Source organism: Chitinophaga filiformis, from assembly GCF_900102545.1.
Lineage (GTDB): Bacteria > Bacteroidota > Bacteroidia > Chitinophagales > Chitinophagaceae > Chitinophaga > Chitinophaga filiformis.
Genome location: NZ_FNBN01000008.1, coordinates 157,522 through 175,642, shown reverse-complemented (window position 1 = coordinate 175,642; position 18,121 = coordinate 157,522). Strand labels below are relative to the sequence as shown.

General features: G+C 46.9%; 9 protein-coding genes. 5 read left to right on the top strand and 4 right to left on the bottom strand.

Annotated features, from left to right (window positions below):
- Positions 1–40: 40 nt before the first annotated feature.
- Complete coding sequence (locus tag BLR32_RS26520; protein ID WP_089836342.1) at positions 41–1,222, bottom strand: trans-sulfuration enzyme family protein; 1,182 nt, start codon at positions 1,220–1,222, stop codon at positions 41–43.
- Between the two features lie 82 nt (positions 1,223–1,304).
- Positions 1,305–1,724: an OsmC family protein gene (locus BLR32_RS26515; protein WP_089836340.1), complete on the bottom strand. Its 420-nt coding sequence runs from the start codon at positions 1,722–1,724 to the stop codon at positions 1,305–1,307.
- 122 nt (positions 1,725–1,846) lie between these two features.
- On the opposite strand from BLR32_RS26515, the gene metX reads away from it, so the two are divergent.
- The 5 genes from metX to BLR32_RS26490 all read left to right on the top strand — a co-directional run bounded on the left by metX (position 1,847) and on the right by BLR32_RS26490 (position 9,738).
- Positions 1,847–2,863, top strand: coding sequence for a homoserine O-acetyltransferase MetX (metX, locus tag BLR32_RS26510; protein WP_089836338.1), 1,017 nt, complete (start codon positions 1,847–1,849; stop codon positions 2,861–2,863).
- Positions 2,864–3,695: 832 nt separating this feature from the next.
- Positions 3,696–4,064 carry a hypothetical protein gene (locus BLR32_RS26505; RefSeq protein WP_143011600.1) on the top strand — a complete coding sequence of 123 codons (369 nt, stop codon included), beginning with the start codon at positions 3,696–3,698 and terminating at the stop codon, positions 4,062–4,064.
- A 140-nt stretch (positions 4,065–4,204) separates the two neighbouring features.
- Complete coding sequence (locus tag BLR32_RS26500; RefSeq protein WP_089836335.1) at positions 4,205–5,503, top strand: TolC family protein; 1,299 nt, start codon at positions 4,205–4,207, stop codon at positions 5,501–5,503.
- Positions 5,504–5,521: 18 nt separating this feature from the next.
- The gene (locus BLR32_RS26495) at positions 5,522–6,601 is read left to right on the top strand and encodes an efflux RND transporter periplasmic adaptor subunit (RefSeq protein ID WP_089836333.1); all 1,080 of its coding nucleotides are present in this window, start codon (positions 5,522–5,524) and stop codon (positions 6,599–6,601) included.
- Between the two features lie 14 nt (positions 6,602–6,615).
- Complete coding sequence (locus tag BLR32_RS26490) at positions 6,616–9,738, top strand: efflux RND transporter permease subunit (RefSeq protein WP_089836331.1); 3,123 nt, start codon at positions 6,616–6,618, stop codon at positions 9,736–9,738.
- 79 nt (positions 9,739–9,817) lie between these two features.
- Here BLR32_RS26490 and BLR32_RS26485 read toward each other — a convergent pair whose 3' ends face one another.
- Positions 9,818–13,684, bottom strand: coding sequence for a SprB repeat-containing protein (locus tag BLR32_RS26485; RefSeq protein WP_176842441.1), 3,867 nt, complete (start codon positions 13,682–13,684; stop codon positions 9,818–9,820).
- Between the two features lie 128 nt (positions 13,685–13,812).
- Entirely contained in the window at positions 13,813–17,781 is a 3,969-nt protein-coding gene (locus BLR32_RS26480; protein ID WP_176842440.1) for a SprB repeat-containing protein, read from the bottom strand.
- Between the last annotated feature and the right edge of the window lie 340 nt (positions 17,782–18,121).

Sequence of the window (18,121 nt, the reverse complement as noted above, 5' to 3'; positions counted from 1 at the left end):
ACGGGGAAATGCTCATTGCGCTTCCCCGTTTCTATACCAGTTATTTACTGTTTTCCAGTGCCTGAAGGATATCTTCCAGGATGTCCTGTACATTTTCCAATCCCACAGAGATGCGGATCATGCCGGGCGTGATACCTACTTTCGCACGTTCTGCATCGGTCAGTTTAGCATGGGTGGTGCTGGCCGGATGGGAAGCGATACTTCTGCTGTCGCCCAGGTTAGCGGTGAGTGTCAGCATCTTCAGTGAATCCAGGAAGCGTGTACCGCTCTGCAGACCACCTTTGAGTTCGAAGCATACGATACCTCCGCCGCCACTCATCTGCTTTTTAGCGATGGCATGTTGCGGATGGCTTTCCAGCATCGGGTATTTCACCCAGGTAATATGGGGATTGCCTTCCAGTGCTTTGGCCAGAGCCAGGGCGCTTTCTGAATGGCGTGCCATGCGGATGTGTAATGTTTCCAGGCTTTTGCTCAATACCCAGGCATTGAACGGAGACATTGCCGGACCAGTGCTGCGGCAGAAGGAGTAGATCTCTTTGATCAGTTCCTTTTTGCCTACTACAACGCCGCCGAGTACACGTCCCTGTCCATCCATCCATTTAGTGGCAGAGTGGGTAACGATATGTGCACCATCAGCAATAGGACGCTGCAGTACCGGAGTGGCAAAGCAGTTGTCTACGTTGAGGATGATATTATGCTTATTGGCGATTTCCGCCAGCAGGCTCATATCTACGATTTCGAGTCCTGGGTTGGAAGGCGTTTCCACGAAGATCATCTTTGTATTCGGCTTGATCAGCGCTTCAACAGTTTCCGGTTTATTGATATCGAAATAGCTGTATTCAATACCCCATTTAGGGAGGAATTTAGTGATCACTGTATGGGTAGACCCAAAGATAGAGCTGGCGGACACCAGGTGATCTCCTGCGTTCATCAGCGCCATAAAGCTGGCGAATACGGCGCTCATGCCTGAGGCGGTGGCATATCCGGCTTCAGCACCTTCCAGGGCACATACTTTATTTACAAACTCATCCACGTTCGGGTTACTGAAACGGGTATAGATGTTATTATCCGTTTCATCCGCGAAGGTGGCGCGCATTTCTTCCGCATTGTCGTATGTGAAACTGGAAGTCAGAAAAAGCGGCGTAGAGTGTTCCATCTGCCAGGTCTTTTCTGTCTGTATCCTTACCGCATTGGTCTCCGGCCGGTATTGGTTTTTCTCCATCGGTTTACCTTGATATATTGATTGAATAATCAGCCATGCAGGTCATCATATACCTGTCAGGCACCTGTTATCATTATAGTGATTACCCGTTCACCCTTGTTTCCCAGGTGAGGTCTCCACCTGCTCTGCGCAGGGTTTCTGCAACGGAGCAATATTTAGTCATGGACAATTCCACAGCGCGGGCAGCTTTATCAGGATCTATATCGCCACTGAGGTGAAATATCACGTGTACCTTTTCCCAGATGGAAGGCTCCTTGCCTTTTTCTCTTTCCCCGTCTATCTCTATACGGAAATCGGTCACTTCCTGACGTTGTTTCTTCAGGATCATGGCCACGTCAATGGCAGAACAACCGCCCAGTCCCATGAGGAGCATCTGCATCGGTCTTACGCCATTGTTCTTTCCTCCGTTCTCCACGGAAGAATCCATCATTACCTTGTGTCCGTTCTGGTCGACCGCTTCCATGTTGAACGCATCATCTATTCTCTGGAGTGATATCTTCATTTTGTACCTAAATTATTTACCAAAGATACTTTTCCTGATGGCAAATCCCAAATACCCCCTTCTCATGGTCATTATGCATTAAGCATTTTTTAACTTAGCTTTGCGCAAATTTTTCAGGGGCATTGACAGTACATAACTTTCATCATAAACAGCCATTTACCTTAGAATCCGGCGCCGTACTGCCGGAATTGCATGTTGCATACCATACTTATGGTACACTGAACCCTACAGGCAGTAATGTGGTATGGATCTGTCATGCCCTGACGGCCAACTCTGACGTGATGGACTGGTGGAAGGGACTGATAGGGCCTGGTCAGGCGATAGATCCAGAGAAAGACTTTATTGTCTGTGCCAATATCCTGGGGTCCTGTTATGGCAGCTCCGGACCACTCTCCCACAATCCGGCTACCGGCCAGCCCTATTTCCACTCCTTTCCTAAGATAACGATCCGGGATATGGTGAGCGCGCACGTATTGCTGCGTCAGCACCTGGGCGTACAGCAGGTAAAACTGCTGCTGGGTGGGTCCATGGGTGGTTATCAGGCCCTGGAGTGGGCACTACTGGAGCCAACTGTTATCCAGCGTCTTGGCCTGCTTTGCACCGGCGCCTCAGAGAGCGCGTGGAGTATTGCCATTCATACGGCCCAGCGACTCGCCATAGAGGCCGACACTACCTGGCAGGATGATCACTATGCGGCAGGAGCAAAAGGCTTAAAAGCAGCCCGTGCAATCGGTATGCTGACCTACCGCAACTACCAGACCTTCGTACGTACACAGTCAGACCCTGACAATGAGAAAACCGACCATTTCAGGGCTTCTTCCTATATCGAATACCAGGGCGATAAACTGGTGAAACGCTTCAATGCCCAGTCTTACTGGTTACTCTCCAAGGCCATGGACAGCCACAATATCTCTCGTGGGCGTAATACCGACCTGGCTGGGGCACTTGCCCTCATCTCCCAGCCTGCCCTCATCGTGGGTATCACGAGCGATATTCTTTGTCCGCCGGAAGAACAGCTGTTCCTTTCTCAACACATCCCGCAGGCTACTTATCATGAGATAGATTCTACTTATGGTCATGACGGTTTCCTTATTGAATTTGAAAAGATCAACAGGATATTGAAGAGTTGGATGTGTTAGGATGCCGGGGTTATTATTCCGGGTGACAAACACAATGTTTCCAATGAATGACCTTGTTATGCAATTCCGGGCGCATTATGATTGCGTTTCCCCCGGGATTATCACCCCGCGCTACAAACACTGTAGTTCCTAACGGAGCTGATCGTAGCGAATGATCAGGTTATATGTGGATGCGTTGGCAACGCGGATTTTCTATGCGATGCGAAACTAACCCGGAAAAAGTGAGTCAGCATGTTATGCTTATATCACAAGCCAGGTAGAAAAGTGATGCCTACAAACACCAGATATAAGACAATCAGGGGGTTTCGCTTTGAACAAAGCTTCGATTATTCCTGCATGCAAGTTACATGCAACTTTGCTGCTGGTCATATACTGGAAATATGAGATCCGGATACGTTCCCGTTATGTGGCCAAAAATGGGCCACGATACCATGCCTTTGATATGCCTTTGATATGCCTTTGACATGCCTTTGACATGCCTTTGACATGCCTTTGGGGTGGACCTGTAACCAGACCTTCCCGGTACCAATAGTGTACCACTATAGTACCAATGGCCTCAATTTACGTTTAACTTACGTTCGGAACGTAAGTTAAACGTAAATTGAAACTACTCGCACACTTGTCGTACCGAATACATGCTATACAAAAACCCCGGGTATTGATTTCGTCTGAGGTTCAGTAGAGGCTCGCTCGATTTACCCTTTCCCTAAACCTCCTCTTTCCCCCTGCAACACCCCTTCCCCCCAGTTAAAATCCGATTAAAATGGCCTTAAACTTCCTTAAGGCAAGACATTATCTACATACTCAAATATATATTTGTATCAGAAATACTATGATCAGGACATTTGCATACATATTACTCTTTATTCACATCAACACGACGATGTTCATCCCGGTGGCGGATGAGAAAGACGTATATGACGCCTGCGGACGCCAGATCAACGACATCAATACTTTTTTCGAATTCATTAACGAGGTGATGCTCGGTAATACGGATGTCAACAGTCAGGACGAAGACGATGACCTTGCCCATTATTTCACAGGCGACGGTATTACCAGCTATGTACCCAATGCACAGGAAATCAGGTTAGTCAGGGAAGAACCCTCTGCCACTGATCTGGCAGTAGCTTACCCCCGCGAGCTGGTGCAGAAAATCAGCACCGTAGCCTACGACATTCTCACGCCCCCACCCAAGGCTTAGTACCCACATATCACTTCAAAAGATCTATGCATGCGTGTGCCTATGGCAGTCTTCAGCGACTGACTATAAACCTTTATGTGCCTGTATTGTTGATCTCTCATAAACTATTTAATACAAATTTTATCATAAACGATTCTAATATGTCTAGTAAGGACTTACATGTAGCATCAATTTACCGGATCCTTACCTGCTGTCTGTTACTTCTTGCCGCCGGTATTTCAGCAAAGGCGCAGGATACTGTACACATCAATCTTCCCGATGCAGAAAAGCAGTTCCTCGACAGGAACCTGCAACTGCTGGCGGAAAAGTATAATGTCTCTATAGCAAAAGCACAGATCATACAAGCACGGTTGTACAACAATCCTAATCTTACCCTCAGTGGTAACCTATACAATCCTGACCAAAAGAAATTCTTCGATATCAGCAATCAGACCGGTCAGTACGAGATTGGTATACAGCAAATGATCTCGCTGGCGGGTAAAAGAAATAAACAGGTAAAGCTAGCACGTACCAATGCGGAGATGGCGGAGAATGCTTTCTTCGACCTCCTGCGCACACTCCGTTTTACCCTGCGTAGTGACTTCTATCAGGCCTATTATCTCCAGAGTTCCATGAAAGCATATGAAGCGCAGATCGCTACTCTCGAGAAGATGGATGCCACCTATAAGGAGCTGCAACAGAAAGGGCTTGTCACACTCAAAGATGCAGTACGCCTGCGCTCTTTGTTGTACAGTCTACGCGCAGAGCGCACCAACATGCAGAACCAGGTAAACGACCTGGAAGCAGAGTTACAGTTATTACTACAGAATAATCATTCCTGGTTCGCTCCTGAGGTACAGGACAATGCCCTCGCCGGCATTCCCGAAGTACGGCAGACCAGCTTACAAAGCCTGGTTGACAGCGCCTATGCCAACAGGCAGGACCTGCTGCTGGCACAAAATAGCCTGCTGTACAACCAGCAGAATTATAGTCTGCAGAAAGCGATGGCAGTACCCGATCTCACACTCGGCGCCAGCTTTGACAAGCGGGGAAGTTTTGTGAATAATGCTTCCTTCCTGAATCTGGGCATAGACCTTCCCTTCTTCAACCGCAACCAGGGGAATATCAAGGCCGCAAAGTTCAGTGTTGACCAGAACAAACTACTGGTACAGCAACAGACACAGGTCGTAGAGAACGAAGTACAGACGGCCTATGTAAAAGCCATGAATACCGACAAGATGCTGGAGTCTGTGGATCCTGCCTTCCGCGGACAGTTCGAGCAACTCCTGCAAAGCATCACAGACAATTTCATGAAGAAGAATATCAGCCTGCTGGAGTTAACAGACTTCTATGATTCCTATAAAGAGAATATCCTTCAGCTGAATCAGCTGCAGAACGACAGGATGCAGGCGATAGAGACACTCAACTTCGCGATCGGTAAAACTTTGTTCAATAAATAACAATAACAGAAAATAGTCATGAAACCTTTTATTATATATCTCCTTCCTGTTGCTTTTGTATGCATGCTGTCTGCCTGCGGCTCACATGAAACGGAAGTGAAAAAAGACGATCCTGCCATCTCCGACAGCCTCTTTAAGCACGTGGAAACTTCCCCTGCAAAGATGGAAGAACCATCAGAGAATATTAAACTGAATGGTAAGATCCAGCCGGATGAGAGCAAGGAATCCAAAGTATATGCACTGGTAAGTGGTAAGATCAAAACTGTGCAGGTGGAACTGGGCGACTATGTAAAACAGGGACAGGTGCTGGCAGTGCTGCAAAGCTCTGAAGTAGCCGGTATCTCCAACGATGTTTCTATTGCAGAATCCAGCGTTGAAATGGCGAAGAAGAACATGGAGACACAGAAATCCCTCTTCGAAGGCAACCTCGCTACACAACAGGATTACCTGTCTGCGCAAATAGAATATAAGAAAGCACAATCAGAACTGAACAGGGCACGCCAGGTGGCAAATATCACCGGTGCCAGCAGCGCTGCATATACCCTGAAAGCGCCTATCAGCGGCTATGTGATAGAAAAGAACATCTCTAATAACTCTGAAGTACGCCAGGATAACAGCAACGCACTGTTCACTATTGCGGATCTTTCTACTGTATGGATCATCGCTAATGTATATGAATCAGACATTGCGAATATCCGTCTGGGCGATGAAGTAACGGTGAAAACACTGGCCAGTCCTGACAAGGAATATACAGGCAAGATTGACAAGGTGTACAATGTACTGGACCCTGCCAACCGTACCATGCAGGTACGCATCAGCATGCAGAATGCCAACGGGGAACTGAAGCCTGAGATGTTTGCAACCATCAGGGTGAGCGCCAAGCCCACCGGTGCAATCCTCAGCATTCCTGCAAAGGCAATCGTGATGGACAACAGCAAACAGTATGTGATCGTAAAGAAAGCAACAGGTCTGGAAATACGGGAAATCAACCTGCTGCGCAGGATCGAAGACCGGGCATTTATCTCCGGTCTGCAGGAAGGTGAACAGGTGGTGACCAGTTCACAGGTCTTTATTTATGATGCCCTTAACCTTAACTAGCCAAGCAGGATCTCATGCAGAAAATAATTAAAAAAGTCATAGCCTTTTCCCTGAAGAACAGGCTATTCATAGGTTTTGCGACCATTGTCCTCATTGTATGGGGTGTCATTGCGTTCAGAAACATACCTATTGAAGCATTCCCGGATGTAACGAATACGCAGATCACTATTATCACACAATGGCCCGGCAGAAGTGCAGAGGAAGTAGAGAAGTTTGTGACCGTTCCCATCGAGGTGGCCATGAACCCGGTACAGAAAAAGACTTCTGTGCGTTCTACCACCGTGTTTGGTTTGTCGGTAGTGAAAGTGATCTTTGACGATAATGTGGATGACGCATTTGCGCGTCAGCAGGTCAACAACATGCTGCGCGATGTGGAGGTACCGGATGGCGCTGAACCAGATGTACAGCCACCTACAGGGCCTACGGGAGAGATCTTCCGTTACACCCTGGAAAGCAAGACCAAAACGGTAAAGGAACTGAAAACATTACAGGACTGGGTGATTGAGCGCCGCCTGTTGAATGTACCGGGTGTGGGTGATGTGGTAAGCTTTGGCGGTGAGGTGAAGACTTATGAGATCACTGTCAATCCGCAGAAACTGGCCTCTTATGATATTACGCCGCTGGACGTTTACAGTGCCATCTCTAAAAGTAATATCAATGTTGGTGGCGATGTGATCGTAGATAATTCCCAGGCTTATGTGGTACGTGGTATCGGATTGCTGAATAATGAAGAAGAGATAGGCAATATCATTGTTGACAACATCAACAATACGCCGATACTGGTAAAGGATATTGCAACAGTGTCTGTATCTGCACTGCCTCGTCTCGGACAGGTAGGTCGTGATAAGCAGAACGATGTGGTGGAAGGCATTATCGTGATGCGTAAGGGAGAAAATCCGAGTGAGGTGATCAAACGGGTGGAAGAAAGGATCAGTTATCTGAATGAGAAGGTGTTGCCTGCTGATGTGAAGATCAACACTTTCTACAACCGCGACAACCTGATAGAATTCGCCACACATACGGTGTTACATAACATGCTGGAGGGCATCATCTTTGTAACGGTGATCGTATTCCTGTTCATGGCCGACTGGCGTACCACTGTCATTGTAGCCATTGTGATACCTCTGGCCCTGTTATTTGCCTTTATCTGTTTGACACTCAAGGGAATGTCAGCCAACCTGCTATCGATGGGGGCGATAGACTTCGGTATCATCATTGACGGCGCCGTCGTGATGGTGGAAGGGATCTTTGTATTGCTGGATCATAAGCAGCACCAGCTGGGGATGGAACGCTTCAATAAGCTGTCCAAACTGGGTCTGATCAAGAATACGGGTGGAGAGCTGGGTAAAGCCATTTTCTTCTCTAAACTGATCATCATTGCCGGTTTGCTGCCGATCTTCTCTTTTGAGAAAGTGGAAGGTAAAATGTTCTCTCCGCTGGCCTGGACACTGGGTTTTGCGTTGCTGGGCGCATTGTTGCTGACCTTAACACTGATACCATTGTTAAGCAGCCTCTTATTACGTAAAAATGTCCGGGAAAAACATAATATCTTTGTAGAAGGCATTACGAATGGTATTATGAAGGTCTTTTCACGGACCTATCGTCATAAGCGTATTACACTCATTATCTCGATGGCATTGGTGGCTGTTGGACTGTTCATGTTCAAATTCCTGGGTAGTGAATTCCTGCCGGAACTGGATGAAGGAGCGATCTACATCCGTGCTACCTGTCCGCTGAGTGTATCGCTGGATGAATCTAAAGTATTGGCTAACAAGATGCGCCGCATCATCCTGGCCTTCCCTGAGGTGAAACAGGTGATGTCGCAGACAGGCCGTCCGAATGACGGTACAGATGCCACAGGTTTCTATAACATTGAATTCCACGTAGATATCTACCCTAAGAAAGAATGGAAGAGCGGCCTGACGAAAGAAGAGCTGATTGATAAGATGCAGAAGCAGCTGGAAGTTTATCCCGGTGTGAATCTGAACTTCTCTCAGCCTATTATGGATAATGTGGAGGAGGCCGTATCGGGTGTAAAAGGCTCGCTTTGTGTGAAGATCTACGGCGACAGTCTGACTTACACAGAGGCCAAGGCGAACCAGGTATACGACATTATGAAGAACATTAAAGGGGTGGAAGATCTGGGTGTGATCAGGAATATTGGTCAACCGGAAATGAGAATTGATCTTGACGAAAATAAAATGGCCCTTTATGGCGTTACTACAGCGGACGCGAACGCTATCATTGAAATGGCGATTGGCGGTAAGGCTATCACGCAGATCTATGAAGGAGAGCGCAAATTCCAATTGCGTTTACGTTATGAAGAGCAATACCGCAACAATGCAGAAGCAATCAGTAATTTAATGGTCCCTACCCTACGCGGTGCGCGGGTGCCTATTAAGAACATTGCCACTATTCGTACATTAACAGGACCTAGTATCATTTTCAGGGACGATAACAGAAGATATACGGCCGTTAAATTTTCCATACGGGGACGAGACATGGGTAGCGTAATTGCGGAAGCCCAGGGCAAAGTTGATAAACAGGTTAAACTGGATAAAGGTTATGAAATGCAGTGGGCTGGCGACTTTGAAAACCAGCAACGTGCTACGAAGCGTCTGACACAGGTAGTGCCTATCAGCCTCCTGATTATATTCCTGATCCTGTTTGTCATGTTTGGCAATGTGAAAGATGCCGGTATGGTGTTGCTGAATGTACCATTTGCTATCATTGGAGGTATTGCGGCCTTGTTAATATCGGGGACTAACTTCAGTATCTCTGCCGGTATCGGATTCATTGCATTGTTCGGTATCTGTATACAAAACGGGGTGATACTGATATCGGTATTCAAGAATAACATGCAGTCGGTGAAGCGGCATGAATTTAATCATCACACTCTTGAAATAGCAATACGGGACGGGGTACGTACGAGAATACGCCCGGTGGTCATGACAGCGTTGATGGCGGCTATTGGCTTATTGCCAGCAGCGTTATCCAAAGGTATTGGTTCTGAGACTTCCAAACCCTTGGCGATAGTAGTAATTGGTGGTTTGATCACTGCCACCGTACTCACGCTGCTGGTGTTCCCATTATTCTTCTACCTGGGTTACAGGAAAGTCGGGCAGAAGATGGATTGATCGAGTGGTTCTGTGCTTATGTAATTGACAAAGTCTGCAAGGTGGCAGACTTTGTCTTTTTTATGCTATGTTGATCTTTCTACCTTGAAATAATAAATCTCACATCCCTGCTTTCGGTTTCTGTTATTACCCTGAGGATGAATGTGCCTGTTACAGATCCTCCGACGGAGAAAGAGTCATCCACCTGCAGCGTTGGTGCATACTGCTTCTTACCGGCTATAATGCCGTTCATATCGTATACATAAGCAACGATCTGCTGTTTCCGGTTTAGCTTTATCTTGAAATTGAAATTGCCATTATTTGGATTGGGCGACATCATCACCGTGTCTATTACCTGTACAGGTACACTGTAGCCTGGTCCTGCCTGAGGATCATAAGCGGCTATCTCCAGGTCCTTTCTCACCGTATAGGTGCAAGCGCCAAAGGTGGCGGTCATTTCTACCCAATAGCTGCCCGGGTCGGTGAATTTAATGAGCGGCGTGCCGTTGTCATATCCTAAGAGTACTGCTTTAGGATCGTATGACCAGCTGATATTATCTGGCTCTGGCAAGCTGATATCTTTCATCACAAGCGTATCAAACGCATTCCTGCGGGATGCTACCAGGAAGTTCACTTCAGGTTTGATGTTGGTCTTGCTGATAGTCACCTCTCCACTCGCTTCACAGCCATGGGTATCCTGTACTGCCAGATGATATTTACCTTCGGACAGTCCCTTAAATGAACCGGCGTTCAACCAGCTACTCTGATCAAGTGAATACTTGTAAGGTGTGGTTCCACCGCTTACAGTCGCATCAATGCTGCCATCACTTGCACCTTCACAAATACTGGTGGATGTTAATGCCAGTTCGAGCTTTTCAGGTTGATCAACTGTATAGGTAACAGTCTGCTTACAACCTTTGTCATCGGCAATGTTGATGGTATAGTCGCCGGCTGGCATGTTTTCAGCCGCGCCGCCAGAGAAGGATGGTGTATTCCACTGATAGGAGTAATTACCATCTCCCCCACTTACGTGAAGCTTGACAGCGCCATTGGATTCGCCATAACATTTTACGTCAGTGACATCTGCAGTTGTGGATATTGGAGCATAGGTAGCTGTTAATGTTACTGTAGTATCATCAATACAGGCACCTGCATCACGTATACGAAAGATATAGTCACCTGCGGAAAGTCCGGTGAACACTGGACTATCCTGCCATGTACCATTATTTATCGCATACTTATAAGGGCTTGTTCCTCCCTCAGGAGCTACAGTAATATGGCCAATAGGATCTGCACCACATCCAGGATGTTCTTTTTCGGTTACCCGCAGTCCCAGGACACTGGCCGGTTCAGTCATAGTGACTGGTTGTGTGCTGATACAGCCACGGCCATCTTTCACATGTAGCTGGTGGGTGCCTGCAGTGATGTTTTCTATCCGTGAGGACGTGCCATATGCACCATTGTCAATTGCGTAGGTATAGCCAGTATAACTACCACCATTACCACCGGTAGCTGTTATCTGTACATAACCATTACCATTGCCTTTGCAGGAAACATTGTACCCGTTGTAATCAGAGAGAACAGTAGAGAAGCTAAGTGGTTGTGACGGAAGCGTCACTGCATAAGTAGCAGGCGCAGCTAACATACAGCCACGGCCATCAAAAACGCGGAACTTGTAGTTACCTGCCGTAGTCAATGCTGTAGTTGCCGTGAAAGCGTGATAAGTACTGCCATCCAGTGACCATTCATACAGGTATGCACCATCACCACCCGTAGTAGTTATTGAGATATGAGCCCCATCAGCCAGGCAAACAGCGTCTTGTACTTTTACATTCGTGATCTGCATCTCAGATACCGCCTGAACAGTAGTTTCTGCGGATATAACGTTACAAGCAGGAGATTTTCTATCAGTAATGATAACCCGGTAAGTACCAGCTGACAGATCATCTATTTGAGTGTCTGTATCGAACCAGAATGTACCGGATGTCCATACACCGTTTTTCAATTGTTGCCAGTCGTAGCTGTAGCTGCCGGAGCCACCGGTTACTATTGCCTTTATTATAGCGCCCGTCTGAGCATCACAACCAATCGGTGTTTGGGTCAATTGCATATTCAGGGCTGTACGCTGGAAGATAGTGGCGGTCAAAGTCGACTCATCATTACAAGCCGTACCCTGATTCTTCAGAGTGATGGTATAATCGCCAGCCGGAAGATCAGTGAAGATGCCTGTGGTACTGGTTTTATTAAGGCCATTACCTGTCAGGGTATAGGTATACGAACCAGAACCTCCTTCTGCTGTTACTTCCAGACGACCGTCATTACCTCCGAAGCAGCTGACAGAATCTTTGGATACAAACTTAACGGTCAGCGGCACCAGCGTACTCAATGTAACGGTACTATCCCATGCCGGGCAAAGCGGCGCATCATTGTTGATGATCTCCGCGCGGTAAGTACCGCCGGCTAAATCTGTGAAAGTATAAGTATTAGCAGACACGGTGGCTTGTTTTACCAGTGTGCCGTTGTTATAAAGATTGAATTGATAGGCAGAAGCAGTTCCATTTGCAAGCATGGAAATTGTACCATCACCCGGAGATGCACATAATGGAGATGTGGCTACCAGGGCACCTGTCAAATGGCCGGGTTGTGAGATAACAATATCTCCGGTGAAAGCCGGTACAGTACTACAGCTGCTGTTCTTCACCTGTACTTTATAAGTACCTGCAATGAGGTTATTCCATGTGAAAGTCTTACCGCTTACTGTTGTTTCGGGCTGTACGGCAATACCTCCAGACAATAAAGTAAAGGCATATGAAGCTGTTTCATCGGCACCTGCTGCCGTGACACTGATGGAACCATCGTTGGCGTTGAAGCAGGATACATTAACATGCTGGGCTGTGTTTTCGGTTATTGTCAGGGGTGGCAACTCGGGGATGACCACCGGATAAGGCGTGAAACAACTACCGGCATCCGCGGCAGGATTTATCATCCAGAGCGTATAGTTACCGGGAGCCAGTCCTGTGATGGAGATATCATTAGCCGCAGGCACCGCTCCGTCACTCCACTTGTCCAATGCACCGCAATTCCCTATAGCAGGATCACAGGCTTCGTTTTGTGTACCACTTCTCAGCAGCCACCTTATTGTTGGGAATCCGCCATTGATGGCGCTCCCTGGAATGGTGACAGTACCATTGTTCTGATTACCGGCACAGGAAGGCGTGGTATGAATACCACCGGCAGCTATTGTCGGTGCAGCAGGCAGTATTTCGATCGAAGGTGTTGTAACAGAGTAAGGCGAATAATAAGTATGACTTGGATAGACCGCCTTCATCCGGTACCTGAACTTTACCGTTTGTATACCATTCCTCAATTCGGGAATAACCTGGTAAGGAAGAAAGCCAGTGCCATAGGCACTTCCTCCTGAATTCAATGGTCTCCATATACCATCTGTTAACTGATATTCATATTCAGTCGACCATGCTACAAAATCATTTGATCCCGTCACTACATTCTCTCCTGCAGGTCTGAGAGATACACCCTGATTTGCGCAGATCCTCGTTCCGAAAGAAGCACTTTGCAGTGTCAGGGGTGCAGACATTGCGTACACCCACCTGGCCCGAAAAACAATCGGGGAATTATTTTCCCGGTAGGCTGTACATATGGTATATGGGATCTCTTCTTTGATCCTCGAATTGGGATCGCTAATAATACTTAGCGCATCATTGCCGAGGGGAAATAGCATCTCCGGATCATATGGAATGGCAGGGCTTTGCACATCAACACCATAGCCATATGGATTATTTAACGTGTAACTCACATCCCCTATCCAAAGAGAAATATATCCGCTTTGAATGTCAAAATCACTATTGTATCCCAACTGACTAAGCGTGACCACATCCGGATTGCCATCTTTAACAATCAGGCTGCCAAAGTCCTCATATGGGTAGTCTCTATCAATCAGCAAATACATATAAACCTGCTGTTTGCCGTCCATCTGCGCGAAAGACCTGGTACTATATAGCAGCATTGTTCCTATCAAAAGTAAGAATAGGGCAAGACGCATCCTGCCCTTACTATTTTGTGTCATCTGGGTTATTACTATCTTGAAATAATGAATCTTACGTCCCTGCTTTCGGTTTCCGTTATTACCCTAAGGATGAATGTGCCTGTTACAGCTCCTCCTATGGAGAAGGAATCATCTACCTGCAGAGTGGGTGCGTATTGTTTTTTGCCGGCTATGATACCGTTCATGTCATATACATAAGCAACAATCTGTTGTTTTCGGTTTAGTTTTATCTTGAAATTGAAATTGCCATTGTTTGGATTGGGCGATAGCATCACGGTGTCTATTACCTGTACAGGTACGCTATAACCTGATCCTGCGTGCGGATCATAGGCGGCTATCTCAAGGTCCTTTCTCAGGGTATAGGTACATGCACCAAAGGTGGCCGTCATTTCTACCCAATAAGTACCCGGATCAGTGAATTTAATCAGCGGTGTGCCATTGTCATAGCCTAAGAGCACTGCTTTGGGGTCATATGACCAGCTGATATTATCTGGCTCTGGTAAGCTGATATCTTTTATTACAAGGGTATCAAATGCATTCCTGCGGGATGCTACGAGGAAGTTCACTTCTGGTTTTGCGTTCGACTTGCTGATAGTCACGTCTCCACTTGCTTCGCAACCATTTGCATCCTGTACTGCCAGATGATATTTACCTTCGGATAATCCTTTAAATGAACCGGCATTCAACCAGCTACCCTGATCGAGTGAATACTTGTAGGGCGTAGTACCACCACTCACAGCGGCATCAATGCTGCCATCACTTGCACCCTCACAAATACTGGTGGATGTTAATTTCAGTTCCAGTTTCTCAGGCTGACCGATGGTGTAGGTAAATTCCTGTTTACAACCTCTACCATCACTAATGTTAATGGTATAATCTCCCACTGGAATGTTTTCAGCTGTACTGCCGGATAAGGATGGCGTATTCCACTGATAGGTATAATTGCCATCTCCCCCACTTACATGGAGTGTCAACGCACCATTGGATTCACCATAACATTTCACATTGGTGATATCTGCTGTGGTAGCTAATGGAATATATGCGGATGTCAGTGTTGTGGTAATGCTCGTGGTACACCCCCCGGCGTCTTTCACCAGTAAGGTATGATTGCCGGCGGCAAGACCAGTGAACTGAGGACTATCCTGCCATGCGTCATTATCTATTGCATATTTATAAGGGCTTGTTCCTCCTTCAGGAGCTACGGTGATATGCCCGACAGGATCTGCGCCACAACCGGCATGTTCCTGTTCAGCTACTTTTAAACCTAATGTACCAGCGGGTTCTGTCATAGTGATCTGTCGTGTACTGATACAGCTACGACCATCTTTTACATGTAGCTGGTGGGAGCCTGCGGTGATATTCTCTATCCGTGAAGACGTGCCATAAGCACCATTGTCTATTGCATAGGTATAACCGCTGTAACTGCCACCGTTGCCACCTGTAGCGGTGATCTGTACAAAGCCATTATTATTACCCTTGCAGGAGATATTATATCCGTTGTAATCAGATAAGACAACTGCGAAGCTGACAGCTGCCGGCGGAAGTGCTACTACATAGGTTGTTGAAGATACTGTCGTGCAGCCACGTCCATCGGAAACGCGGAGCTTGTAGTTACCTGAATTAGTCAGCGTTGTAGCTGCTGTGAAAGGGTGATAAGTAGCACCATCCAGCGACCATTCATACAGGTAATTACCATCGCCACCCGTAGCGGAGATTGATATGTGAGCACCATCTGCAAGGCAGACAGCATCTTGTACCGTTACCTTAGTGATCTGTACTTCAGATGCCGGTTGAACAATGCTTTCTGTAGATATAATGCTACAAGCGGGCGCTTTTCTATCAGTAATAACCACACGGTAAGTACCGGCTGACAGATCCTCTATTTGAATATCTGTATCGAACCAGAAAGAACCGGATGTCCAGACGCCGTTCTTTAGTTGCTGCCAGTCGTAGCTGTAGCTACCAGAGCCACCAGTTACTGTTGCCTTTATTATAGCACCTGTCTGAGCATTACAGCCAATTGGTGTTTGGGTCAATTGCACATTTAATGCGGTGCGCTGGAAGATGGTGACTGGAAGACTTGATACATCGTTACAAACCGTACCCTGATTCTTTAATGTAATGGTGTAATCACCCGCAGGAAGACCTGTGAATATACCTGTAGTACTGGTTTTATTAAGACCATTACCTGTCAGGGCATATGTATATGATCCAGAACCGCCCTCTCCTTCTACGCGGATAATACCATCACTGCCGCCGAAGCAGCTCACTGAATCTTTGGATGTGAATTTGATATTAAGCGGCGTTAGTGTAGTTAGTGTAACTGTGCTATCCCATTTAGGGCAAAGCGGTGCATCATTGTTAACGATCTCTGCCCTGTAGGATCCTCCCGGCAGGTCAGTGAATGTGTACGTATTAGAAGTAGTCACTCCTGATTGCTGTACCAGGGAACCATTACTATAAAGATTGAATTGATAATTGGCTGCTCCTGTTCCAGCCACGGAGATGTTACCATCGCCGGGAGATACACATAAGGGAGATGTGGCTACAAGCGTTCCTGTAACAGGTGCAGGTTGTGAGATGGCTATATCACCTGTAAATGCAAGGTTGATGTTGCAAGTGCTGTTCTTTACCTGTGCTTTATAAATACCTGCAGGCAGGTTGTTCCATGTCATACTCTTTCCTGTTCCTGTTGTTTCAGGCCGCACTTCAGCACCACCGGACAACAACGTAAAGAAGTAGCTTGCACTGGTATCTGCGCCATCAGCAGTAACACTGATGATGCCATCGCTTGCATTGAAACAGGATGCGTTAATGTGCTGGGCACTGTTCTCAGTTATTGTCAGCGGATTCAGTTCAGGAATAGTCACCACATAAGGCGTATAACAGCTGCCCACATCTACTCCAGGATTCAACAACCAGAGTGAGTAGGTGCCCGGGGCAAGTCCTGAGATGGAAATACCACCAGCGACAGGTACTGCCCCACTACTTCCCTGATTCAGATCACCACAGTTGAAACCGGAAGGATCGCAAGGCTGGGTGGCGGTACCATTTCGCAATAACCATCTCATTTGCGTAAATCCTCCATTAATAGCGTTACCGGCAATGGTAATGGTGCCAGTATGCTGAGTACCAGGACAAGATGGCGTTATTTGTATGCCCCCCGCTGCTACAGTTGGCGCGGATGGCTGTACATATATAGGATCTGTTATTGGAGAGTAAGGGGAATAATAAGTGGCTCCACTTTTATAAACGGCCTTGTGCCTGTATCTGAATCTCAGCGTTTGTTGGGCAACTCTTACTTCCGGAATAAACTCTTCAGGACGAAAAGCCAGGGGCGATTGTACTCCCCACTTATCATATAACTCATAAGACGTTAGCCATTGCCATGCGCCACCAGTTGCCTGATACTCCCACTCCGTTGTAAATGTTACAAATTCGTTTGATTCTGTCGTGACATTATAACCTATAGCTCTAAGGTCAATGCGTTCATTCGCACAGATCGTTTTGTTAGCCACAGAACTTGATAGTGCGAACGGGGTTGGCATAGCATAGAGACGGCGGGCACGATAGTGTATAAAGATTACAACCTGACCCTGGATAGCAGGCTGGGTAACATTCACATATGGCACATCGTCCATGATCGTCGAGTATGGGGCGTCAATAACATTCAAAACATCACTACTTACAGGATATAATGCATCTACGTCAGACACCTGAAAAGGACTCTCGAGGTATACACCCCAGGTCGCAGCGTCAGGTCTGTCAGGGTAATAAGCACTATACATATCACCTCCCCAAAGTGTAATGGTTGCCCTGTGTACATCATTTTGACCAAACACGCCCAGGGAATCCATAAGGATCCATTCCGGAATAGCATCCTTGGTCGTAAAACGACCGACATAATCACCTGTGGAACTACGATCAACCAGCCAATAAAAGTCAATCTTCGCCTGGGCGGGATAATTCTGTGCTACAGCACGCCTTTCCAACAGCAGCATAGCTCCCATCAAAATAAAAAATGCTATAAATCGGCTGCTCTTAAGCCTGTTTTCCGGTGTCATTGGTATATAGGTTATCTTGAAATAATGAATCTCACATCCCCGCTTTCGGTTGCTGTTATGACCCTGGGGATGAACGTACCTGTTACTGTTCGATCAATGAGTATATATAAGTAAAGGCGCGCCTGAGGCAAGCTTTGCGCGAGGGTTCGGTTTGCAAACAAGAGCGCCGCTCCGATTAGCAGGAGAAATATCAGACAGCTAATTTTTCTTACAGAAAATAAATTGACTGCTTTAACCTCCGGTACCGCGGGTATAGGGTTACTATAAAATCCAGGCA